Below are 22710 nucleotides of genomic sequence, written 5' to 3' on the forward strand. Positions count from 1 at the left end.
CTATACTTCTATAATATATCGTTTACTCGCTAATTTGTAAAAGTCTATTAGGGCTTCTATCTCAAAGAAACGGTACTTACCTATTTCACTTGTAGGAATCTTCTTCGTCTCCCATATCTCCAAAGGTATTTTTACAATAAAGTCTACTCCTGTATCGCTGTAATCTACCTCACGATGTAAATACATAGTCCCTAAAAACTTCGGTTTTTGTTCTCCTTCAGTATAAAGATACTGGCCTTTGTACTGATTGCCGTCCCATATGCGTATGCGCCGTTGCTCAATGTCGAATGCATCATTTAGCGCTTTGCGTAAGTAACACACTTGCCCATTCAGTCCAAGTTTCTTAATATCCAAATATCTCTTCTGAATAAAGTCATAATACAACTGACTGATAGGAGCACTAAGCGTTCTTATCCATCCTACTATTCTTGCCTTTCGCAAAAAAGAAGGTATAAGTAGAATGACCAATTTTTCTATTTTGAAATTAAATATCATTTTGTGATGTATTTTATTTGTGAAGCATTCCAGTCTACCTCAAAGTAACCACTTTGCGGTATTTGGGTAACTCCTATGTTTTGTAATGCTCCATAGCCTTTGGTCTCGGGGTCTATCCACGCGGTTTTGAGTTCTTTTAAGTGAGGTATTTTCACCCCATTGGCTTGTTGCAAAGCGTCTACAAGATGCGCTACAATAAGTTCACCGTTAAAAGGTAAGTTTTTAAGATAACCCTCTATGGCTTCTTGTATAGGGCGTTTGCCGTAAAGCACATCGCTTCCATTACTATCCAATACTAACGGGTCGTAATACACATCAAGGTTCAGAACAAGCTTATCAGGCAGATAATTAATAACCGTAGTGCGCACTCCAGCATCTTTAATTTCTGATAAATAACCGCTAAAGGCATTTTGTTCATCTGCTGTAATAGGCTGTAACCGTCCCCCGTTTTCAGTGGCTATCTTTACTATCAATCTACCGTCATTACTCTCCACCACTGCCGAGTATTTTATAATCTTACTCGCCTCTACCTGCTCCTTTGTCTTATCTTTGTTGTTAAACTTATCGCTGTCGGGTAAGAGGTCAAAACCATACTGAAAGGCAAGAGCTTTACTTCTATACCAGCGTGCAGTATGAGGTTTTAATTCAGTAAGGCGTTTATCAATATCTGTCCTATGTAAGTCGAATAACTTTTCTAAGCTCCAAATAGCTACCGAGATAATATAAACCCACAGTCGCCATATAGCTACTCTTGAGTTTGAGTTAAGTCCGTTTAGAGCGTCTTCTCGCTCTTTCGCATTATAGATAATCTGTTGTATTTCTTGTATTGTACGTGCCATAATTCCGTAAATAGTGAAAAGTGAATAATTACTGTCCGTCGTGGCTCACGACAAAATCTAAGTTTATCGCCCATATGCTAATACCTTCCTGGCGTTCGCTTATTCTTTTGTCCTCTTGCGTAAAAGCAGTTGCAGGCTGTATCTTCTTTGCGATGTAGTAGGTCAAAATATCTTTATTAGTGAATGATTCTGTAGGTATTGTTAATACTTTTCCTGCTACCACATCATCGGTAATACTCAAATTGTTGAGCATTGCCAAATCAAAGATGCTTTCAATAGTCCCTGTGTGCTGTAAAGCAAGGTCTAAAAGACTCTGATTATGTAAAACTACTACTTGCATTATTCTTTTGATTTTCCATTTAGTTGCTTGTATTTCTTTAATTCAGTTAATAGCCCTTCAACAGAGTTTTCTAAATCTTTAATACGCTGATTTGCTTTTTTGAGCTCCTCAATAGCACTTGCGTATTTAGCCCCTAAATCTTCTATCATTTCTCGATAGATTTTCACGGCTTTATCCACATTCTCAAGTTCGCTGGTCTGTAGTTCCATACGTTGCTTGGGTCTACCAAAGAACCAACCAGCTACTCCCGATAGTACCATTCCTATAAACGATACAAAATGCTCTTTAAGTCCTTCTATGATTATTCCCATTGTGTTATTATAATAATTTACTAATCTACTAATTAATCGCTCCTTTTCCCATACCAGTAGTAACTCCTGTATAAGTGCCTGCCAGTACAGGTATGCCCGTTTGCACTATTACCTCTCCACTCTTTACATAAGCTTCAATGAGAGAGGCAAGTCGTTCGGCATATTCTTCCATTCCTGCTTCTGTTTTAGTAAGCATTTCTTGTTGCAGGCGTATAATTCCTGTTTTTAGTGCTTGTTTATCTAATGCCATAAGTTTAGTGCTTAGTTTTTAGTAGTCAGTTGCAAGTACTTGCAACTGACTACTAACTACTGATTACTGTAATAATTCGTTTATCTTATTATTAATCTCCTCAAACTTCATCACGTTGTTCGGAGAAAAATTTCCTATACCCGAAGGTGTTTGTATCACCGCGTTTTTAAGTTCCGTTAGAAGCTCGTTTAAAAGACTTCTTAAATCCACTTCCCCGCGTTGCAAGTGCAAGCCTGCTTTGTCTATTGTAAGCTGTGTTTCTTCTATACGTAAGCTCACGCTTTCTATCTCACTATAAGCCACCACGTAGTAGCGGTTCTCGTCTTCCCCAATCGAAGCTATCAACACACTGCTCCCCTCCTTGGGGAAAAGATAAAACCGCTCAGCATTATCGTTAATCACTGAAGCTAAGCGCACGGTATATTGTAGCTCGTCGTCCTTCACCTCACACGTGCCCTTTTCTTTGTCTACCGATACCACTTCTACCGCTATGGTAGGTGTTTTGCGTCTTCCTATCTGCCTAAGCCCTTCTGCTAATTCTCTGTCTATACTCATAATTTTGCTCCTATGGTTACTTGTCGACGTGCGCCATTACGTCCGAAGGTAATCTCTACTTTCTTAATAAAGTAACGTTCGTCTATCTCTTTCAATTGATCATCTATCATATGAGCTTGCATACCCCTCGTCGCAAAAGGTACCAAGAAACTTGTTATAGAGCCGTCAAAGCCATCGTATTTCAGCCTTTCCATCTCCGCTCTTGCCATTTCTCGTAACTTAGGTTCCTCACTCACTACCGAAGTATGAAAGGTTCTTAGCTCACCTTCGGGGTCGCCCTCTTCCACTGTCTTCTTTTTGTTATTTTTGTCGATATAAGTGTAACGTACTTTCAGTTTGCGTTCCTCCTTAGTCCTATACTCCAAATCATTGGCAATAATGTTGTAATTGAGGTTATAACGTGCTGTTTGCCCTATATTGGTAAGCTCCGAAAGTCCTGCGTACAGCTTGCCTTCATCATTGATAAACACGCTTAGCCTAAACTCTTCTTTCAGCTTCTCCAATACCTGCGTACCGTTCGCATTGCGAATAATCCACTGGTCTAACTGCATTTCTGGAATATTGTCCGCCAGCACAATAGGCGTGTCCTTCACAACTTCCTGCAATACTTCTCTAAGTGTTGTTTTTTGCCACGATTTGCTGATATTTTTACGTCTAAGTAAGTACATAGCGTCTTCACACTCTATGCTTACAGGAATGCTCGGTTTAACCTTCTTTACATAGCCTTCAAACTCCACTCCGCTATACACACCCTCATAAGCAAGAGTAACGCTCACTTTGTCACCCACCTTGATAGCCTTTTCAGTATAAAGGCTTTCGCCCCCTTTGGCTACTTTAAAATGGGTTGGCAGCTCAATCGTACAGGTGTCAGCTAATTCGTCTACCGATTTGGTGATTTTAACGTTGTGTACTGCTCTAAAAGTGTAATCTCCTATCTTTATAATCGCTTGTAATACAAACATTAGTATATCTTGTTAAGTTGGGTTCGTTTCTCGTCTAATTCCGCATAAAAGTCCATATCCGATACAGCTTTAATGGTGTACTTCTGTATACCTTCTTTGCCTTCCATTTCCTCAAAGCTAATATCTTTGAGCACGATGTTACCAATGTCAAAAAGAGTAAAGAGCTTATTGCCTATCACCTCCAAACTCTCATTCTTTTCAAACAATTTGTTAAGACTTTGTACTTGTGCCGTAGGATATTGATCGGGATTTTTGGGGTCTACACACAGTCCTCTTATGGTAATTTGCCAATCTTCAGTAGTGATATATTCCTTGACCTTACCTTTGCGTTGTTTGCCTACCGTTGCCGTTTCTACAATGGTTTTAGTAAGCGAAAAACTCACCAAAGGCTCATTGGGGAAAACCGTCTGCTCCCCCGATTTATCAGCCACTTTTAACGTCATAAAATACTGACTGCCATTACTGCGTGCCTCACTAATGTTAGACAAACTCGGCAGTACAAATTTCGTCTTATTGTTTGCCCACCACTGCGGAAATGCTGGACCTACATAGTCCAAAAAAGCCCGTGCGGTGAGTTCTTTTATATCAAATTCCATAAATTACACTGTTTGCATTTGGTTTACACTGTTCACAATTCTCAAAAGCTCTTCTTTTAGTTGTGCCCCAAAGTTTTCCACTCCTTCCCGTACCGATGATACGTACACTTTGGTATCCGTGCCCAAGTTGCCTATCTGTACGTTGATATGCGTTTGACGGGTACCTCCTGTTACAATATTATCTTTGGTTTTATTACCCATCTCTGAAAAAGGTGTGCTGGCAATAGGTGTTGCTAACGGACTTGTTTTCTGTCCCGTTTGCCCTATGCCTAACTTGCCCATTAGCCCGTCTTTCACACTCGAAAGGCTCTTAAACTCCAAAGAGTTCCACGCTTTACCAAAATATTCTTTTGCTTTAGCTCCTGCCTCACCTGCTTTTTTATAGCCTTCTGCTACCGATTTAGCACGTTCTTGCAAGTCGTTTTGTATTTGGCTTATCATCGCTTGGTTTTCTTTACTATCTCCCAAACCTACAGCCTCTTTAAACTTATACCAAGCCAACTTACAGAGGTCTACACCTGCCATAAAAGCATTGACCGCCGTATTCCAATGAGCTTTGTAGGTGAGAATAAAGGCTTCCCACAAGTATTTCATTCCTTGCACAGTGTTATCCCACGCTTTACCCCAACCGCTCACACCTACAATACAATAAGTGATGATAGCAATAAGTGCCACGATGCCTGCTATAATCAATACAATAGGATTAGCTAAAAAAGCTAAGTTCGTTTTAATTACTGCCCACGATAGTCGGTTCTGCCACGCCGCAGCAATAGCCATATAAGTGTTATGCAATGTGATAGCTGTAATAAATACTCCTAACACTCCTGCAATACCAAGGATTATGGGGTTCCCCTCTTGAAGTTTTTGAATAAACCAACTCAATCCTTCATTCAAAGCACCAAATACCATCGTAGAAAGTGCTACCAACGGAATCAGCAACGGACTTATAACCTCATATACTTTTACAGCTATAGATTCTATCGAAGCCATTAAAACTGTAAACCTGCCTTGTAGAGTGCTGTTCACATTCTCAGCTCCTTGATAAAAATCTCCTTGTGCATCAGTTGCCCATCGGAAAGCCTCAGCCAACTCTCTTGCCGAAATTCCTCCTTTGTCCATTCGCTCTTGCAGAGAGGTCATAGTCTCGCCCGTCCGCTCACTTATCACTTGCAAAGGATTAAATCCTGCCTGTTGCATCTGTGTGAGTGTAGCTTCTTGCAATTTCCCTTGTGTGGTCACTTTGGCAAAGGCAGTAGCTAAGATTTCTATCTTTTTGCTATCCCCCAAGGCAACATCTCCTATTTGTTTGAGCATTCCTAATGCTCCTTCAGGAACCAACCCTGCTCCCATCAAACTCTCTTGAGCCTTCACAAGCGATGGTACTTCATAAGCCGTTTGCCCACTGTATTGTGTGAGATTCTGATGTATTTCTTGTGCCTTTTGCATATTACCTTGCACAAAAGTAGCCAGACTCATCTTTTGGGTGTCTGCCGTAAAACCTTGCTTAAATATTTTCTGTAAAGACGAGATAGGGTCTATAATGTTATTAACCACCTCCTTTAACCTTTTAGTCTGATCAAAGAAAGAAGATATCGTGTTTTTTGGATTTTCTGCCATTTATAAACTTTTTTCTTTACTTTTTTATTCTCCATACGATTCACTCTCCCTTTGGCGAATCCATTCCAGTTCTTTCACTCGCATAGCCCACTCAGTATCATTGAGGGCATCGGGATTGGCAATGTGCATATAGTAACGCAGTGAGGCATTGGTAATACGCAACCAATCCCGAGGCTCGTCAATTTCCGCACTGCTTAAAGCTTTTCCAAGGTAGCTTCTTTAATCTGTATCAATTCGCCAAGCTTACTACTTGCCGAAAGGAAAAGTGCATCATCAGTCTTAATCTCTTCATCTCCTCCCAACCAACAGTTAGTAAGGATAGCCTCATTAAACTTCATCGGGTCTTTCGTTGCCAATGTCGAAGCATAACTCAGGGTAGCGCGGTCAGGCGTTCTCAAGTATGCTACTTTGTCATCTACTCGCAATACAAATACTTCTTTGTACTTCGCTTTCCATTGTTTGATTTGTTCTTTTGTTACGTCCATTTTTTATCAATTTGCTAATTTCTAATTTCCCCGCCTATGTGGCTCGCACCCACCTGTCGTGCTACGACTATGGTTCACTGCTACGATTGGCGTTTTACATCAGTGAAGATAATAGGAAGCTCTACAACCATATTTTTATCCCCCTGCTTCATTGCCTTTTTCACTTCGGTAAATTCCACATTCTTGAGAATATCGGTCACTATTTGTCCACCTTCTGAGGGCACGTAAGCAACAACCAAGTCGAAGTTAAGGTTCAGAATGTCGTTGTTTTTGGCATCACGCGTCATTGCTTCCAATTCACTTTGCCAAATGCTCAACTTCCCCTCAAAACTGTGATTACCTCTTACAATGCTCAAAGGTTTACTCCCACGTCCGTAAAGCGCCGATTTTTCTTTTTTCTCAGTGTATTCTACTTCTGTCACCCCGGCAATAATACGCCCTCCAAAGGCAATCGAAACATCGCTCCACGCATACTGTTTACTACTAAATGTTCCCATTTTTTTCTAATTTATTAATCTACTAATTTATTAATTTGTTAATTCTCTGCCTGTCGTGCTACGACTAATTTGCTAATTCTCTGCCCGTCGTGCTACGACCTCACACCTAATTTTCTTCTTTCTTTGTGGTAAAACCAATATTCACCTCAATAAAATCAGCATAACCCACAGGAAGGAGTTTTAGCCCTACTACCACTTTACCTGTTTGCAACACCTTCTGTTCAGGGTCTATATTGATGTTCACTGCCGATAGCTCCCCTTTCGAAACCATTTCGCTTTGCAAAGTGTTCTCCAACTTGGTTTGCCAACTCTTAATAATAGCAGGGTGAATGCTTCCCTCTTCTGAGAGCAAGACCTCATCGCTCAATTCCTCTACCAAAGCCCCATAAGCAAGAAGTAACGCCTTGTCCATTACCAATCCGCTACTGAGACTCTTAAAATCATCAGTAGGTTTGGTAAGCGTATTATCTCCTGAAAAATAGTAGCCTGAACGCCCTACGAAGGTACGAAAGAAAATATACCCTTTGTCGTCTAAGGCGTCCCACTGGTCAGCTTTGCTGTCAATAGTAGTCCCGTCAGTAAAATAAGCCACCAATGGCAATACACTACCGTCCTTCACGCGGTGAATTTTGCGCTGTACGGGTATAGCACTCATTTTTCCTAAAAACAAACCTACTGATGCTTCTTTCTCCTTATCGTCATTACCGATAAAGCAAGCCACTTTGTTGAGTTCGTTTTCCGAGAAATTAGTAAGGTCAGCTACTTTGCCGTTCCAGCTATTGCCCGATACCACTACTCTAAAAGGCATATACTTCTTTTCAAAATGCTCAGCAATAGCTTGTGCTTTCACTACGGCTGTTTGTACATCAGTGTCTAAGCCGGCAGCAATAGTTTCGCTACCAGTTGCTTTTTTCACCACACCCAATACCCTAATAGCACCTTTGGCATCAGCTATGAGAGTTGGAGCAAAAGCACCGTCTTTGTCAAGCATTGCAGTCATAGTCGTAGCGTCCGATACGAGCATTACCCACAGAGGTGTACCCGTAGGAGCTTGGTCGTAAAATGCTTTAATATGCTTGTAAGCAAAAGCGTTTTCAGCCTCCGAAATACCCAATGCTACGGCTTCGTTTAAGGAAAATACTTGGTACGATTTCCCGAGTTCTACCTTACTGGCTACTCCACTACCTATAATAATAAGACCAGTAACTTTTTGAATGTTATTGCCTGTACGGTTCATACCATCCTTGGCAATGTTAAATAATACTTTTGGTAATCCCATTTTTTAATTATGTGTTTTTGTTAATTATTTAATAAATGTCCCCCTACCCCTCCCTTATTATATCCTTAATTGTAACTCTACTAATAAAAAGGCAAAATAGCTAAAAACAACTGTCCTCTATTAACTATCAATCATTAAAGGCTTTCCTCTTTTTTAGAATTGTTACCAGGGCGGTCAGTAGCGGTTACTATTATTTTATCACCTGTAAGCGAAGGATTAGTAACCGTAGTGGTGTACACCCATTTGCCCTGTACAAGAGTTGCGCTACCTTCTTCCACAAGAGTAGCATCGTGGTCTTCAATACGCACTTTCACAGCTACGACCTTAAAAGCATCGCCCGCCTCTATCATTATTTTCTCTCCTGTGGCACTACCTGTATAGCCTGAATGGTCTATATGGGTAATTTTAGGAGCGCGCAAATAGTCAGTCATCGCCATATTATAAGCCGATACATTCCTGCGCTTTTTAGCCTCTGCTGTATAATCCTCTTTTAGCGAAGGGTCTTGCAAAGCGTTTTTGGCATATGCCGAAGCGCGTATAAATCTCTCTTGTTGTGCTTTCTGAGAGGCACTGGGAGCTTTGGTGTGTGAAGGAGGGGTAGCGACAATAGTTTCTCCTCCGCGTTGGCGAAATACAAACACTTTCCCTACTTTACCACTAAGCCCTGTAATGGCATAGTTTGATTTACTTTTTCCCATTTCTTTAATTTTTTTTGTTATACATTATTTTAATTGTAAGTGCACTTCTATCGTTTGTTTTACGGTGCAAAATTCCGGCGGTTTTTTCAGTTCTGAAAATCGGCAAACAAGCCTTGTACTTATTTTCCCCAACCATTGTACTAATTTGGTACAAGCGTTGAACGTCTTTTTCCTTACCTCATCTATATGTACGACCTTTGCACCATCAACAAATAACAAATGTGTAAAATGAAAGATTTACTCTTAATCAAAAACGATTTGCACCTTGCTGAAGGTGATTTTCAAGTAGGCTTATCTGAGCCTCAACATCAAAAAGCTATTCTTACTGCCGAAAAAGGACAGTGGAAAGAGCACCCCGAAGTGGGGGTGGGTATTGCCCAAATGCTCGCCGACGACCTTTATACCGAAATGCTTATTGAGGTAAAAAAGCAATTGGAGTACGACGGTATACCCGTGAAAAACGTAACCCTTACCCCTCAGGGCTCACTGCTGATAGAGTAATAGTTCTCCCTTTTGTGGGGACTATCTTTCGGCATAACCGCCCTGAAAAGAAAGTATTGCTACAATAGTACGAGGTGATAAAAACATAATGTTCGCCACCTCCTCTACAAGAGCATCTATCTTCCACTGAGGGTGCTTGGCACTCAGTTCTTCAAAAAGTTGACGCACTTTTTCATTGCGTTTTTGCAAGCGTTCTTTGCGCTGTTGTGTATTATCACATTTCATATGTTTCATTTTTTAAATGTTAAACTTTTTGCCAACTTTGGTAGAGCTTTTTTAAAACTCTACCAAAGTTTTTTTTTCACCTTTGCATCTCACTCCCTATTGCCTGAGGCCTGGGGCCTATTACCTAAGCTTCCCCCTTCACTTCCACAAAAAAAGTCTCATCTTGAGTCACCACTACTCCTATTTTTGGAAAGAAGTCAGCTATTTGCTCATTGTTGCGTTCGGCAAGTAGCTTATCTTTAGCTGGTTCTTCGGCTATGCGCACATAAGCAGGTAAAAATTCTTTCAGCAGGTTTGTTACCGTATTCCACGTAAAACCTTTTAGCGTTTTCAGTTTCGGCGTACCTGTGCGGAATCCTATGGTACCGTGCAAACTGTCAAGTGATTTCTTCTTGACAAATAAACTGTCTTTATTTGCTAATGCATAGGCTTGTAACACATCAAAATTGGTGTCTTTTATTTCTTTAAGAGTCGCCAATTCATTCGTGTATTTATTGCGTATAGCTGCAATTTGCTTCTCTATCAACGCATTTATTTTAGTCATTCGCGCCTCTGCCTTTGCATAAGTAGAAAAAGCATTCTCCATTTGTGTTTTAGTTACCCCAGTAGGGATTATTCTTTTTGTTCTTGCCATTTTTGTATTGTTTTTTAATCGTTAATTTTGAATGTAAATAGAGAGAGGTTCATAATCAATTTGTTAATCCAACCCTTGATTGGTATTACTAGTCCTAAAATTCTCCCCCCTACCCTACCTTTACCTTTAGCCCATCACTAGCTTTACCTTTTACTCACATACCCAGCTGTGAGCCCATCGCTGGCTTTACCTTTTATCTTTTACCTTATAAAGCGGGTGCTTTCTTACTGGTTGCCACTCCCTTTGCTCGTCCAACCAAAGCAGGTGTCGCTCTTCGTCGTATTTAAAGATGGGGGCACACCAACCGTTCTGTTCCACCCACGTTTGTAGTTCTTGCACGCGAGCAGGTACCTCATTCGTACGTCCTGCGCGGTATTGTGAGGTTTGTAGTCGTTCCTCAAAAGTAAGCACCTGCAAAAAACTATCAAGAGCAAGCGCTTGGGTATATTCTAAAAATCTATTCATTGTAATTTTTTTGTTATTTGTTATTTTTTCACTTTACTATTCACTATTCACTTTTGCATCACTTTTCCTAATGCCTAAGGCCTGAGGCCTATTGCCTATTCCCTACAAGCCGTCCATATTTTTTCAGCTCACTCCACCAGTTTACTTTATGCCCACTAACTCTTCTGGGCAAATAGCGCACAGGCTGATGATAACTTTTGGCTTTTTCTAACAACACAACCGCTTGCTCGCGGAGCTTGCGCTGTACATACTCATAGTCACTGACTTCATTTAAATGTATTCTCATTGTTTTTAATTTTTAATATTAATTCAATTTATAACCCTAATAATCAATCGTCACATTCTCAGCAATACTAACTCGCCGACTTTACAAAATTTCTTTTTAATAATCCCTTAAACTTCATACGTCTTCTTACGTTAAATTGCCTCTCTACAAGGCAAAGCCCTGATTTTTTTATTTTGAAACTAATTTGTTTTCAATTTCTACCTTTTTTAGGCGCTCTTCATTAAAAATATAATTTCGTACGCTTCTCTCATTTTCTAATTTCCAAATCTGCTAATTTGCTAATTCCTTAATCTGCTAATTTGCTAATTCCTTAATCTGCTAATTTGCTAATTCCTTAATCTGCTAATTTGCTAATTCCCTCCTATCCTACATTTTTTAACTAACCTCCCCTCAACAATAATTTTTCTACTGCCATAAGGTCGATTATCCATAAATTTTTTGTACTTTTGCTCATTATTTTATTCATTTTGTTTTACGGTGCAAAATTCGAATAAATTTTCGACATACGCAAATTTTTTTCGAATTATTTTTCGTATTATTTTTTAAATTATTGATTATGAGTACAATTAATTTTCGTATAAAAGAACTAGTAGACCATTTTTCCAACGGTAATAATAGTGATTTTGCAAATAAAATAGGGGTTAATGAGGCTAATATTAGAAATTACATAGCTGGAACAGAACCTAAATTTAATGTTTTAGAAAAAATTGTTACTACTTTCGAAGTAAATTACGAATGGTTACTCACAGGTAAAGGTCCTATGTTAAAAAACAAGGAGATTGTCGAAACTCCTCGTGTAGAAATTATCAAACCTTTAAAAGTAGAAGGAAGAGATTTAACTCCCAAGGTGATAGTGGTTGAAGAAGACGAACTTTTTAACCCCATACCCTTAGTGCCTATATACGCTCAAGCGGGCTATCTCAATGGTTATGAAGACCCCGAATACATAAAAGAACTCCCTATGTACAACCTCCCCGAAATGCGAAACGGCACTTTCAGAATGTTTCAAGTAAACGGACTCTCGATGTTCCCCACCCTGCAAGACGGCAGTTATGTGGTAGGGCAATTCGTCGAAAATTGGGAGTGGCTCTCAGATAACAGGGTGTGCGTAGTAGTTACAGAGCGCGACGGAGTGATTGTAAAACGGGTTTTAAACAAAATAAGAAAGTATGGTAGTCTGTATTGCAAATCCGATAATCGCGACTACCCGCATATTACCGTTAGAGCTGAAGATATTAAAGAAGTATGGGAATGTAAAATGCACCTCTCTTTCGAGTTCCTCGACCCTATCCCTGAGTACCAAAAAATCGCCGATTTAGAAGCCAATGTTCAGTTCCTAACCGAACGTGTAGAACAATTAGAGCATCACAACAAACCTATTTTATAGCCTATCAGAATTGGTTTGCGAATTTTTTTTGCCCTACACTTTGCCAAATTTCTACCCGCCCATCGTGCTACGAGCACACATTACCTTCCCTTTTTCGTCACTACATTCCCCCTCTCCTTGGGAGAGGGACGGGGTGAGGATTCCCTTTTCTTTCGCCTCGAAACCTCGTTTTTAACATTTTTAACCTTGTCGTATCACAGTATAAATCAACTACTTATATACCCTTTCTATACCAATCGTCCAAGATTCGTATAAGCTTCCTATAAGCTCTCTATAAGCTACCCCCACCCTTCTTACACCCTTTTTTCACCAAAACCTCTCCCTTCCTTCTTTCGAACTTCTCCGATATCTTTCGAACCCATCAACCATCCCTCATTCCCTAATTCTCTCATTTTCTAATTTACTAATTAATCTGCTCATCGTGCTACGACTGTCTGTGCGGCTCGCACCTTTGCCAAAGTTGAATAAACTGACAATACCTCCGCTGGTTTACAAGGCGCAGCCTTGATTTTGTTTAAATTTTGTTTAATTTCTGAGGCACAGCCTCATTCCTCTAACTCAAACTCACGCCTCATTTCCTAATTCTCTAATTTCCTAATTCTCTAATTCTCTAATTTTCTCATTTCCTAATTATTTCATACCTTTGCACTTTCTTAACTTATTAACTTTTAATAAAACAATGGCTCGTGTATTAACAGGCATTCAAAGTACAGGTACTCCCCACTTAGGGAATATCCTCGGAGCAATCCTCCCCGCAGTGCAAATGGCATCAGACCCTTCTAACGAATCGTTTCTGTTCATCGCCGATATGCACTCCCTTACTCAAATAAAAGACGGTGCGCAACTCCGCGCCAACACTTATAGCGTTGCTGCCACTTGGTTAGCTTTCGGTTTAGATACTGATAAAGTAACCTTCTACCGCCAGAGCGATGTACCCCAAACCGCTGAACTCTCGTGGTACTTGGCTTGTTTTTTCCCTTATCAACGCCTCACCCTCGCCCATTCATTTAAAGACAAAATGGACTACCTGCAAGACGTAAATGCAGGGCTCTTCACTTACCCTATGCTAATGGCAGCCGACATACTCTTGTATGATGCTGAGGTCGTACCTGTGGGCAAAGACCAGTTGCAACACCTCGAAATTACCCGCGATGTAGCTTCTCGTTTCAATCACCAAATGGGCGAAACTTTCGTATTGCCACAAGCTAAAATAGAGGAGAAAATAATGATTATACCAGGTACCGACGGCGAAAAGATGAGCAAGTCACGCAACAATTTCATCAATATTTTCTTACCCGAAAAACAACTCCGCAAGCAAATAATGGCAATCCAAACCGATAGTACTCCTTTGGAAGCACCCAAAGACACCGATACTTGCAACGTGATGAGGCTCTACCGCCTGTTAGCTTCTCCTGAGCAAATACAAGCAATGGAAGAGGCTTACCGTGCAGGAGGTTATGGCTTCGGTCAAGCCAAACAAACCCTTTACGAACTGATATTAGAAAAATTTGCTACCCCACGCGAGCGCTATGTTTACTATATGCAGCATTTAAGCGAACTCGATGCTATATTAAAAGAAGGTGCTGCCAAAGCACACCGTGTAGCCGATGAAACTTTGCGCAGGGTACGCGCCAAAATAGGATATTAAAATGACAAAATTAAAAGCTGGCGTCCTCGGTGCAGGACATTTAGGAAAGATACATTTGCGATTGCTCAACCAATCCGAAAAATACGAACTCGTAGGATTCTACGACCCCGATGAAGCAAACGCTAAAAAAGTAAGCGAAGAGTTTGGCTACAAGCGTTTCGATAGTATAGATGCGCTCATCGCCGAATGTGATATGGTAGATGTCGTAACCCCTACCCTCAACCATTTTATGTGTGCCGAAAAGATTATCAAAGCAGGCAAACACCTCTTTATCGAAAAACCTATCGCTACTACAGTAGAAGAGGCTGAAGCTATGATTGCTCTTGCCAAAGAACACCACGTGAAAGGACAAGTAGGACACGTAGAGCGTTTCAATCCGGCTTTTATTGCCGTACGCGACCAAATTCACAACCCTATGTTTATCGAGGCACACCGCTTAGCTGAGTTCAACCCTCGTGGTACCGATGTGCCCGTAGTACTCGACCTGATGATTCACGATATCGATGTAATCCTAAGCGTCGTAAAGTCTAAGGTAAAACACATTTCGGCAAGTAGTGCAATGGTTATTAGTCATTCCCCCGATATTACTAATGCCCGCTTGGAGTTTGAGAACGGTTGTGTAGCCAATATCACTGCTAGTCGTATCTCTATGAAGAATATGCGCAAAAGCCGTTTCTTCCAGAAAGACGCTTATATATCCGTAGACTTTTTGGAGAAAAAAGTAGAGGTAGTGAAGATGAAAGACGCCCCAGAAGTACCAGGAGACTTCGATATGATACTCCAAAATGCAGAAGGAGAGCGCCGTCAAATCTATTTCGAATACCCTGAAATACATAATAACAACGCTATCTTAGACGAGCTCGAAAGCTTTGCCAATGCCATTGTAAACGATACGACCCCTATGGTCACTCTCGAACAAGGCACCGAAGCCCTCCGGATTGCCAAGAAAATAGTAAGTTTATGAAACATATCATCACATTGCTCGCTTGTGTGGGACTCGTTTTTTCCCTAAAAGCACAATCTACTACCGATTTTAACATTAGGTACGAAACCTTTATCAAAGGGGATATCAAAATTATAGGGAATAACATTCTTAACCGTAAAGAGAAACGCAATAGCCCTAACGACCCTTATAACGACCGTAGCTCGAAAGCTAAACTCAACGACGAGTTCGATATGCAATACATCGATATCGATGCTGACCCTAATACGTTTTCATCTAGTAGTGCCAAATTCTCTTACGAAGGAACAGGCGGAAAGGTAGCTTATGCAGGTTTGTATTGGTCGGCTACCTATCCATATGCTAAGGGCACCCTAAGAGGTAATAAAAATATCCCTGTTGATTCCAATAGAGAAGACGCCAGTAGTGTACTATTGAAAATGCCCGAAACCAATACCTATACCCCTATCGCTGGTGAACTCATTTACGACGGACGCACCGACGATGAGTTAAAAAACTCAGCACCTTATGTGTATTACGCCAATATCACCAATCTTTTAGCTCCGGCAACTAAAATAGAAGGCGATTATACCGTAGCCAATGTAAAAGCTGCTTTAGGGCAAATAGAAGGTGGTTCGGCAGCAGGCTGGGCGTTAGTAATAGTATACGAAAACCCCGATAGCAATGTAAAGAAAATCATTACTTACGATGGCTTTTCGGCTATTACCAATCAGGCTTCCAAAACCTTTACTTTTAGTGGATTTAAAACCCCTGAGGCAGGCGACTTTAAAACACGTATTATGGGAGTAGCCCTCGAAGGCGACTTTAATATGGCAGGTGATAACGTAGCTGTTGGCGTACCTGCCAGCGGTAAAACCTCCTCTTTGGAAAGCAAATGGCGCCCTAATCAAAACTTTTTTAGCAGTGCCATTACAAATAACGATGAGGTAGTAAAAACACGCACCCCTAACAGCGAAAACACTTTGGGCTTTGATATCTTCCGTATGGATATCAAAAACGACAATCAATACCTCATTCCTAACAACACCAATTCATTAGATTTGAGTTATACACGTAGTCGCGACCGCTATTATTTGTTCCTTACCGCTTTGGAGATAGAAAATAATCCGAAGGAGATTACCCAATTACACCGTTCAACGAAAATAAGCAAACTGAAAGTCAGCGATACTCAGCAGGGTTATTATGTGGTAGTGGGAGTCTTCTTAAACTTCAATAATGTAAACAAACGGGTAGAAGAAATGAAGAAATGGGGGTATGATGCCCAAGTGTATTATAATAAAGACCAAGTACTAAACTACATTTATATAGCCCGTTATAATACTTATGACGAAGCTATGAAAAAGGTAGAAGAAGTACGAGAAAACACCGAAATCCCCGACCCGTGGATATTAGATGTGGCTAATTACGAATAATAAATGCTAAACAAAGATACACAGATAGCCTTGCAGAAGGGGGAACTCCTCCCCCTGATGGAGGCTTTTTATACCTTACAAGGCGAAGGTTTCTACAAAGGAACAGCAGCTTATTTCATTCGCTTAGGTGGTTGTGATGTGGGTTGCCATTGGTGTGATGTAAAGGAAAGTTGGCAAGCCGAAGCTCACCCCTTAGTGCCCATAGATACCATTGTAGCCGAAGCCTTAGCACACTCCAAAACTATCATTATTACAGGCGGTGAACCACTGATGTGGAACTTAACTTTACTTACCGAAAAGCTGAAAGCAGGAGGTGCACGCACTCATATAGAGACCTCAGGAGCACACCCGTTATCAGGCTCTTGGGATTGGATATGCCTATCGCCTAAAAAAATAAAACGTCCCGTAGGAGACGTTCTTCAAAAAGCTAATGAGCTCAAAATGGTAATCTATAACAATCACGATTTTATTTTTGCCGAAGAAATGGCAGCACAAGTATCGCCTGAGTGCTTACTTTACCTCCAACCCGAGTGGAGCAAACGCGCTGAGGTAATGCCTAAAATTGTAAATTACGTAATGGCACATCCTCAGTGGAAAGCCTCTTTACAAATGCATAAATACCTTGACATTAGATAATTAAAAAATGAGGTAATTAGAAAATGTGAAGCTACCCAATCATTTTGCTAATTTGCTAATTTTGCAAGGTAATTAAAGTGTTCTCCTTCGGCGATGAGTTCGCATTGTAAGCCTACTGAAATTGCTACGTTTTGTAAAGTGTTGTAATCTACATACATCCAGGGAAAGGGCTTTTCTTTTCGACCTTTATACTTCACCACATAATCTACTTCTCCGTAATAATCGAAATAGAGCGGTATATCATAACTGCCATCGGGGTTCTCATCGAACATATAGATAATATCAGAAGAATCAGTGAGGATTTGTCCGTGTGGAGCTAAGAGTGTTTTCAGATGAGCATAAAAAGCACCCATTTGTTTCAATCGTCCACACATACCTGCACCATTCATCAGTAAGAGAATGGTGTCGTACTGCCCTGTTGTTTCCAATATATTCTGCACTTTGGCATTGCGTAAACCTCTCAACAGGCACGCTTCAATAGCCTTAGGTGATAGGTCGATAGAATGTACTTCAAGCTTGCGCTCGTTCTGCAAATAGAGTCCGTGAGAGCCTCCTCCACACCCCACTTCCAATACTTTACCTTTCGCCATTTGTAGGGCTTTTTGCTCTAACGCAGGCATCTGTTCAAAAGAGCGAAACAAATAAGGCAAGGGCAATACATCTTCTTCGGAAATAGTAGTTTCCGTTTTAATATCTTCGGTGTATTGCCCTTGCTGATAATCTAAAATAGCTTGTCCAAATAAGTCTTTCATTAGTTATCCCACTCCAATAAACGGCGTTCGCCTTCTATTTTTTGAATATCGGTAATATCTTGCGACATTTCAATCACGCCTTTGTAGTTCTTTTCTTTATCGCGTACAGCAAAATAACGCACATAGATAAGGCGACCGCGATAATTGAACCAGAAATTAGCTTCGTTTTGAGTACCTGCCTTGAAGTTCTCTACGATTTTAAGCACCGTGCCCACGCTCTTAGGAGGGTGACAGAACTTCACTTCGCGCCCTATAATACCAGCACTGCGAGGGAATACACGTTCCTCACCGCGGTTGTAGAAAATCACGCGGTCGTGTTCATCTACAAAAGTGATATCAATAGGGAGAGTTTTGAGCAAGAGGTTTACCTGTTCAACAGTCATATACCCCTCGTCGTAATGAGCAGCAGCATCATCAAATTTAACATCGGTGCGGCGTTCCGTATCCATTGAAGGGTGTACATACACCGGTTCGCCGGGGTTGCTATTAGGGTAAGGTGCAGGTTCTTCTTTCAGCATCCAACCTATTTCCTCTTCGCCTTTGCGCATTTCAATCCAATCTTCTTCGGTGAGTAATTGCAAGGCGTTAGGGAACAGGATATTCGCTTCTACATTTAGCAAACGACCTAAGTTATCTTCGATATAGCGCACATTGGTTTGCGCCGCATCAAGGTCTTTTTCTTCTAAGTTTTTGCGTACCAAACGGAAGATATCGCGAATGGTGTCGTGGAAAGACCACATATTCTGTGAAGGATTCGTCCAGCCACGTTTTTCCAAGAAAGGGAAGAGCTGGTTTTCTTTGCGAGCAAAGTGTTTTTCTACCGTTGCCAAATGATTAAACACGTTGTAGAATTTCTGATAATCGGTATGAGGGTCTATGCTGAGCAACTCGTCCATAAGTGAGTAAATAAGTTCAGCTTCAAGCATATAGGTATGCACGGGGTGTCCTGCGGGTAAAGTTTGTTCCATAAATGATTTTATTTTAGGACGCAAAGGTATGAAATAATTAGGAAATTAGAAAATTTGGAAATGAGAGAATGAGAAAATGGGGGAAGTAACTTTTTGGAACATTAATTTTGCCAAAGGTGCGAGCCGCACAGGCAGTCGTAGCACGACGGGCGGGAAATTAATAAGTGAGAGAATTAGCAAATGAGTAGTGAAAAAATGTTTTTTTGATAAGTCAGACTTATTGAGCAAATCGGACAAGTTAGAGGTATAGTGATAACTCTTTCTTATCAATCTGGGAATTCTAGTTTTAGTTGTATGTACATCAGCTTCTTTACTTCTTCTTTTTCGGGTTCGTTGTTGAGGTGAGAAAGCGAGATACCTAAGAGTCGTACTGATTCGGCGGGGCGTTCTTGATAGAGCAGTTCTTTGATGTGCAAGAGTATGTCGTCTTTACTACTTATGAAATCTTTAAGGGTTTTACTGCGCGTTTGCACCGTAAAGTTACTGTATTTGATTTTCAGGGTAACGGTTTTGCCGGCTACTTGCTGTTTGTCAAGACGACGGGCTACGTCTTCGGCTATATGGTCGAGTTCGCGTAGCATATACACCTCGCTGGTGAGGTTCTCGGCAAAAGTTTCTTCTGCACCTACTGATTTGCGTATTCTGAAAGGTTGTACCTCACTGCGGTGAATGCCTCGTGCGAGTTCGTAGTAATAATTGCCACTATTACCAAAATTCCGCTCTAAGAACTCCAATGATTTCTCGCGCAAGTTCCTCCCTTTAAATATCCCCAGCTGGTACATCTTCTCGGCTGTTACTTTGCCTATACCGTAGAACTTGCGCACATCGAGTCTGTCTAAAAAATTTTGCACTTCGGATTCGGTGATGGTGGTTTGTCCGTTGGGCTTACGGTAGTCGCTGGCGATTTTAGCGATAAACTTATTTACCGAAATGCCTGCCGAAGCCGTGAGTCCGGTTTGTTGGAAGATGCGTTGGCGAATCTCTTGGGCGATAAGGGTAGCCGAAGGGTTGCCCTTTTTGTTTACGGTTACGTCTAAGTAAGCTTCATCAAGGGAAAGAGGTTCGACCAAATCAGTATATTCGTGGAAAATAGCCCGTATTTGCATCGATATTTGCTTGTAGCGCTCGAATCGAGGTTTTACAAAAATGAGATGTGGACACAGTTTGCGCGCTTGCGCCCCGCTAATAGCACTGCGCACCCCAAACTTGCGCGCCTCATAGCTGGCAGTAGCTACCACACCGCGTGGTTCCCCTCCGCCTACTGCAATTGCTTTTCCGCGCAGTTCGGGGTAGTCGAGCTGTTCTACCGAAGCATAGAAGGCGTCCATATCGATATGTATAATTTTTCTGTTCAAGGGATTAGGATTCAGTAATTAGATTGCTTCAAACCTCTTGCCTGGGAGGGGTTTTATCACTCCTTTGATTTCCATTTGAAAGAGGAGATTGGAGAGTTGGTAGATGGGCATTTGGCACCCCAAGGCGAGCTCGTCTAAACTTTGTTTACCATTGGTTTTGAGAAATGCGCTAATAGTTTCTTCCTCAGGAGAAAGAGTTACAAAAAGTTCTTGCTGTACGGCTTTTGGGGCTGGGGTATCCCAACCTAATTGGTAAATGAGGTCTTTGGATGAGGTGAGTAGGGTTGCTTTACCGTTGCGTATCAGTTCATTGCACCCCATACTATACGGGTCGGTGGTGCGCCCTGGCACGGCAAATACTTCGCGGTTGTAGGAGAAAGCTATATCGGCAGTGACTAAGCTACCGCCTTTTAGTCCGGACTCAACAACTACGGTCGCCTGTGAAAGCCCTGCGATAATGCGATTACGGCTGAGGAAATTCTTTCTATCGAAGGGACTCTGGCTACTGAAATCGGTGATGAAACCGCCGTTTTCTTCCATTGCTTCACAATACTTGCTATGAGTAGCGGGGTAGATAGTATTGAGTCCGTGGGCAAGACAAGCCACCGTTTGTAGGCGGTGTTTCATCGCTGCCTTATGGGCGGTAATATCTACTCCGTAGGCATACCCACTGACGATTACCACATCTAACGAGGCGAGTTCTTCGATGAGTTTTTCGCAAAAAGCTGTGCCATAGCTGGTAATATTGCGAGTGCCTACAATACTGAGCAGTCGTTTATTTTGCAAGTGGATATTTCCTTTTTGGTAAAACAGTATTGGGCTGTCTACACATTGTTTGAGTGAGGAGGGATACTGTTCATCGGTATAGGTTATAATGCTGATGTTTTGCTTTTGAGTGAATTGCAATTCGGTTTCTGCTTCGTGCAAACACCGAGCACTGAGTATGTTTTGAGTAATCTTAGAGCCAATACCTGTTACCTTCTCTAAGGCACTTTTGGGTTGAGCGAATACGTTTTGAGCACTTCCAAAGTGTGAGATGAGTTTCTTGGCTGTTATATCGCCTATGAGAGGGATTTTCTTTAAGGCAATAAGATACAACAAATCGTCTTTCATAATAAAGTATTAATGCGTAGTGCAAAGGTATAAATATTTTTTGAAATGGATATAATTTTCCTCACCCCCGTTCCCCCTCTCCAAAGGCGAGGGGGACAAGCTACAAAGGAGGAATGTGGGGACGGTGATTGTACACGAATGTTTTTGTAATATTCTCTCTTTAAAATAAAAAAAGAAGTATATTTGCGGGCTTTTGCGTATTTAACTGTATTTGGCTTTGAAACATTTGGTATACGACAGTACTTTTGAGGGGTTCCTCACAGCGGTATTTGCTGTTTTTGAGTATCGTTACAACGAGGTGACTATTGTAGCGAGACATCGGTTTGCGCCTTTGCTTTTTGGTGAGGAGGAAACAGTGTATACCAATGCTAATAAAGCGCAACGGGTGCTTACCAAAATAGAACTGTGTTGGGGTAAAGAAGGGGTGGCGATTGTGCTAAGGGCTTTCTTATCGGAAGAAACGCATATGGAAGACTACTTATTGGAGGCTATTAGACTGATGGTGAAATACCCTGAGGGAAAAGTGTTGGAGAACTTTGCCCATAGGGCTATTGCCTCTATACACAAAGCGGCTAAGAGTGTGGGACGTGAAGTGCACCGAATGAAAGAGTTTGTGCGCTTTGAAAAGGTAGGCGAACTTTACTTTGCCAAAATAGTACCTGAGTATGACGTGTTGCCTCTGGTTGTTCCTCATTTCAAAACACGTTTTTCTGATCAACAGTGGGTACTCTACGACCCTGAACGGGGGTATGGTTTTATTTACAATCTACACGAGGTGTTGCCTTTTACTCCTGCGGATAAGCATTTTGGAGTGCTTACTCCGGCTACTGCTGATGCTTATAAAACACTTTGGAAAACTTATTTTCAGCATATTAACATAGCCGAGCGCAAGAATGCAAAATACCAACTGAGGAATATGCCGAAGCGCTATTGGCAGTACTTACCGGAAGTGTAATTTAGTTTCTTTCAAAATAATTTGTGTAGTTCGACTCTATTTACTACTTTTGCCACCGTTAAAAAAGAGTTGAGGACTTAGGCCCTAGGCATTAGGAGGGGAATGAGGAAATTAGAAAATGAGAGAATTAGAAAATGAGAAAATGGGAGAAGTAACTTTTTTGGAACATCAACTTTGCCAAAGTTTGAAACTTTGGCAAAGTGTATACCCCTAAATGTGAGACTTCTGAGCTATCGGAAGGAAACGAAGATTTTCAGAAAGAGACTAAGAGGTTTTTTGATGAAAAAAGGGTGTAAGAAGGGTGTGGGTAGCTTATAGAGAGCTTATAGGAAGCTTATACGAATCTTGGACGATTGGTATAGAAAGGGTATATAAATAGTTGATTCTTACTATAATACAACAACGCTAAAAACGCCAAAAACAGGGTTTCGAGGCGAAAGAAAAAGAATCCTCACCCCGATCACATACTCTCCTATTCGGAGACTTCT

29 protein-coding genes are annotated in these 22710 nt (G+C 41.2%); 7 read left to right on the plus strand and 22 right to left on the minus strand.

The window, feature by feature from the left end:
* The 14 genes from HMPREF1321_RS02440 to HMPREF1321_RS02500 form a co-directional block, all read right to left on the minus strand.
* Positions 1-495 (minus strand): hypothetical protein, encoded by a 495-nt coding sequence (locus tag HMPREF1321_RS02440; RefSeq protein WP_009421175.1) that lies wholly within the window; start codon positions 493-495, stop codon positions 1-3.
* Positions 492-1334 carry a hypothetical protein gene (locus tag HMPREF1321_RS02445; protein ID WP_002674116.1) on the minus strand — a complete coding sequence of 281 codons (843 nt, stop codon included), beginning with the start codon at positions 1332-1334 and terminating at the stop codon, positions 492-494. The genes HMPREF1321_RS02440 and HMPREF1321_RS02445 overlap by 4 nt, the downstream gene beginning before the upstream one ends.
* A 28-nt stretch (positions 1335-1362) precedes the next feature.
* Entirely contained in the window at positions 1363-1674 is a 312-nt protein-coding gene (locus HMPREF1321_RS02450; RefSeq protein ID WP_009421195.1) for a hypothetical protein, read from the minus strand.
* Positions 1674-1985 carry a hypothetical protein gene (locus HMPREF1321_RS02455; RefSeq protein WP_009411055.1) on the minus strand — a complete coding sequence of 104 codons (312 nt, stop codon included), beginning with the start codon at positions 1983-1985 and terminating at the stop codon, positions 1674-1676. Before HMPREF1321_RS02455 ends, HMPREF1321_RS02450 begins: the two co-directional genes overlap by 1 nt.
* Positions 1986-2013: 28 nt before the next feature.
* On the minus strand, positions 2014-2235 hold the full coding sequence (locus HMPREF1321_RS02460; protein WP_009421224.1) for a hypothetical protein: 222 nt from the start codon (positions 2233-2235) through the stop codon (positions 2014-2016).
* Between the two features lie 63 nt (positions 2236-2298).
* Positions 2299-2790, minus strand: coding sequence for a hypothetical protein (locus HMPREF1321_RS02465; RefSeq protein WP_009418679.1), 492 nt, complete (start codon positions 2788-2790; stop codon positions 2299-2301).
* Complete coding sequence (locus HMPREF1321_RS02470; protein WP_009421216.1) at positions 2787-3752, minus strand: phage late control protein; 966 nt, start codon at positions 3750-3752, stop codon at positions 2787-2789. Before HMPREF1321_RS02470 ends, HMPREF1321_RS02465 begins: the two co-directional genes overlap by 4 nt.
* Entirely contained in the window at positions 3752-4348 is a 597-nt protein-coding gene (locus HMPREF1321_RS02475; RefSeq protein ID WP_002674106.1) for a DUF6046 domain-containing protein, read from the minus strand. Before HMPREF1321_RS02475 ends, HMPREF1321_RS02470 begins: the two co-directional genes overlap by 1 nt.
* A 3-nt stretch (positions 4349-4351) precedes the next feature.
* On the minus strand, positions 4352-5965 hold the full coding sequence (locus tag HMPREF1321_RS02480; RefSeq protein ID WP_034575528.1) for a tape measure protein: 1614 nt from the start codon (positions 5963-5965) through the stop codon (positions 4352-4354).
* Between the two features lie 24 nt (positions 5966-5989).
* Positions 5990-6127, minus strand: a complete 138-nt coding sequence (locus HMPREF1321_RS11975) for a hypothetical protein (protein WP_009421197.1) — start codon at positions 6125-6127, stop codon at positions 5990-5992.
* Between the two features lie 32 nt (positions 6128-6159).
* Positions 6160-6450 (minus strand): hypothetical protein, encoded by a 291-nt coding sequence (locus tag HMPREF1321_RS02485; protein ID WP_009411050.1) that lies wholly within the window; start codon positions 6448-6450, stop codon positions 6160-6162.
* Between the two features lie 80 nt (positions 6451-6530).
* Positions 6531-6947, minus strand: coding sequence for a hypothetical protein (locus HMPREF1321_RS02490; protein ID WP_009421222.1), 417 nt, complete (start codon positions 6945-6947; stop codon positions 6531-6533).
* Positions 6948-7053: 106 nt separating this feature from the next.
* Positions 7054-8226, minus strand: a complete 1173-nt coding sequence (locus HMPREF1321_RS02495; RefSeq protein WP_034575530.1) for a DUF2586 family protein — start codon at positions 8224-8226, stop codon at positions 7054-7056.
* 134 nt (positions 8227-8360) lie between these two features.
* The gene (locus HMPREF1321_RS02500; protein WP_009421186.1) at positions 8361-8924 is read right to left on the minus strand and encodes a hypothetical protein; all 564 of its coding nucleotides are present in this window, start codon (positions 8922-8924) and stop codon (positions 8361-8363) included.
* Between the two features lie 228 nt (positions 8925-9152).
* Between HMPREF1321_RS02500 and HMPREF1321_RS02505 the strand changes: the two genes are divergently transcribed.
* Positions 9153-9425 carry a hypothetical protein gene (locus HMPREF1321_RS02505; protein WP_009418684.1) on the plus strand — a complete coding sequence of 91 codons (273 nt, stop codon included), beginning with the start codon at positions 9153-9155 and terminating at the stop codon, positions 9423-9425.
* Between the two features lie 21 nt (positions 9426-9446).
* Here HMPREF1321_RS02505 and HMPREF1321_RS02510 read toward each other — a convergent pair whose 3' ends face one another.
* From HMPREF1321_RS02510 to HMPREF1321_RS11400, 4 genes are all read right to left on the minus strand, one after another.
* Positions 9447-9650: a hypothetical protein gene (locus HMPREF1321_RS02510; protein ID WP_009421185.1), complete on the minus strand. Its 204-nt coding sequence runs from the start codon at positions 9648-9650 to the stop codon at positions 9447-9449.
* A 124-nt stretch (positions 9651-9774) separates the two neighbouring features.
* Entirely contained in the window at positions 9775-10284 is a 510-nt protein-coding gene (locus tag HMPREF1321_RS02515; RefSeq protein WP_009421209.1) for a host-nuclease inhibitor Gam family protein, read from the minus strand.
* A 186-nt stretch (positions 10285-10470) separates the two neighbouring features.
* Complete coding sequence (locus HMPREF1321_RS02520) at positions 10471-10749, minus strand: hypothetical protein (RefSeq protein ID WP_009421194.1); 279 nt, start codon at positions 10747-10749, stop codon at positions 10471-10473.
* 88 nt (positions 10750-10837) lie between these two features.
* Positions 10838-11035, minus strand: a complete 198-nt coding sequence (locus HMPREF1321_RS11400) for a hypothetical protein (RefSeq protein ID WP_009421225.1) — start codon at positions 11033-11035, stop codon at positions 10838-10840.
* A 556-nt stretch (positions 11036-11591) separates the two neighbouring features.
* Between HMPREF1321_RS11400 and HMPREF1321_RS02525 the strand changes: the two genes are divergently transcribed.
* From HMPREF1321_RS02525 to HMPREF1321_RS02545, 5 genes are all read left to right on the plus strand, one after another.
* Positions 11592-12422 (plus strand): S24 family peptidase, encoded by an 831-nt coding sequence (locus tag HMPREF1321_RS02525; protein ID WP_009421170.1) that lies wholly within the window; start codon positions 11592-11594, stop codon positions 12420-12422.
* Positions 12423-13101: 679 nt separating this feature from the next.
* Positions 13102-14070 (plus strand): tryptophan--tRNA ligase, encoded by a 969-nt coding sequence (gene trpS, locus HMPREF1321_RS02530; RefSeq protein ID WP_009421238.1) that lies wholly within the window; start codon positions 13102-13104, stop codon positions 14068-14070.
* A 1-nt stretch (position 14071) separates the two neighbouring features.
* On the plus strand, positions 14072-15034 hold the full coding sequence (locus tag HMPREF1321_RS02535) for a Gfo/Idh/MocA family protein (protein WP_009421229.1): 963 nt from the start codon (positions 14072-14074) through the stop codon (positions 15032-15034).
* Entirely contained in the window at positions 15031-16443 is a 1413-nt protein-coding gene (locus tag HMPREF1321_RS02540; RefSeq protein WP_009421235.1) for an SPOR domain-containing protein, read from the plus strand. The genes HMPREF1321_RS02535 and HMPREF1321_RS02540 overlap by 4 nt, the downstream gene beginning before the upstream one ends.
* Before the next feature lie 3 nt (positions 16444-16446).
* Positions 16447-17079 (plus strand): 7-carboxy-7-deazaguanine synthase QueE, encoded by a 633-nt coding sequence (locus HMPREF1321_RS02545; RefSeq protein ID WP_009421234.1) that lies wholly within the window; start codon positions 16447-16449, stop codon positions 17077-17079.
* Positions 17080-17126: 47 nt separating this feature from the next.
* Here the strand turns inward: HMPREF1321_RS02545 and HMPREF1321_RS02550 are convergent, their stop codons facing one another.
* The 4 genes from HMPREF1321_RS02550 to dprA all read right to left on the minus strand — a co-directional run bounded on the left by HMPREF1321_RS02550 (position 17127) and on the right by dprA (position 21267).
* Positions 17127-17831: a class I SAM-dependent methyltransferase gene (locus HMPREF1321_RS02550; RefSeq protein WP_009421201.1), complete on the minus strand. Its 705-nt coding sequence runs from the start codon at positions 17829-17831 to the stop codon at positions 17127-17129.
* On the minus strand, positions 17831-18799 hold the full coding sequence (locus HMPREF1321_RS02555) for a DUF438 domain-containing protein (RefSeq protein ID WP_009421214.1): 969 nt from the start codon (positions 18797-18799) through the stop codon (positions 17831-17833). The genes HMPREF1321_RS02550 and HMPREF1321_RS02555 overlap by 1 nt, the downstream gene beginning before the upstream one ends.
* 266 nt (positions 18800-19065) lie before the next feature.
* A complete protein-coding gene (dinB, locus tag HMPREF1321_RS02560; RefSeq protein WP_083832712.1) occupies positions 19066-20154 on the minus strand; it encodes a DNA polymerase IV in 1089 nt (362 codons plus the stop codon).
* Between the two features lie 18 nt (positions 20155-20172).
* Positions 20173-21267 carry a DNA-processing protein DprA gene (gene dprA, locus HMPREF1321_RS02565; RefSeq protein WP_009421239.1) on the minus strand — a complete coding sequence of 365 codons (1095 nt, stop codon included), beginning with the start codon at positions 21265-21267 and terminating at the stop codon, positions 20173-20175.
* A gap of 211 nt (positions 21268-21478) precedes the next feature.
* Between dprA and HMPREF1321_RS02570 the strand changes: the two genes are divergently transcribed.
* Positions 21479-22222, plus strand: coding sequence for a TIGR03915 family putative DNA repair protein (locus HMPREF1321_RS02570; protein WP_009421220.1), 744 nt, complete (start codon positions 21479-21481; stop codon positions 22220-22222).
* Positions 22223-22710: the final 488 nt, after the last annotated feature.

This window comes from Capnocytophaga sp. oral taxon 412 str. F0487, from assembly GCF_000271925.1.
Lineage (GTDB): Bacteria > Bacteroidota > Bacteroidia > Flavobacteriales > Flavobacteriaceae > Capnocytophaga > Capnocytophaga ochracea.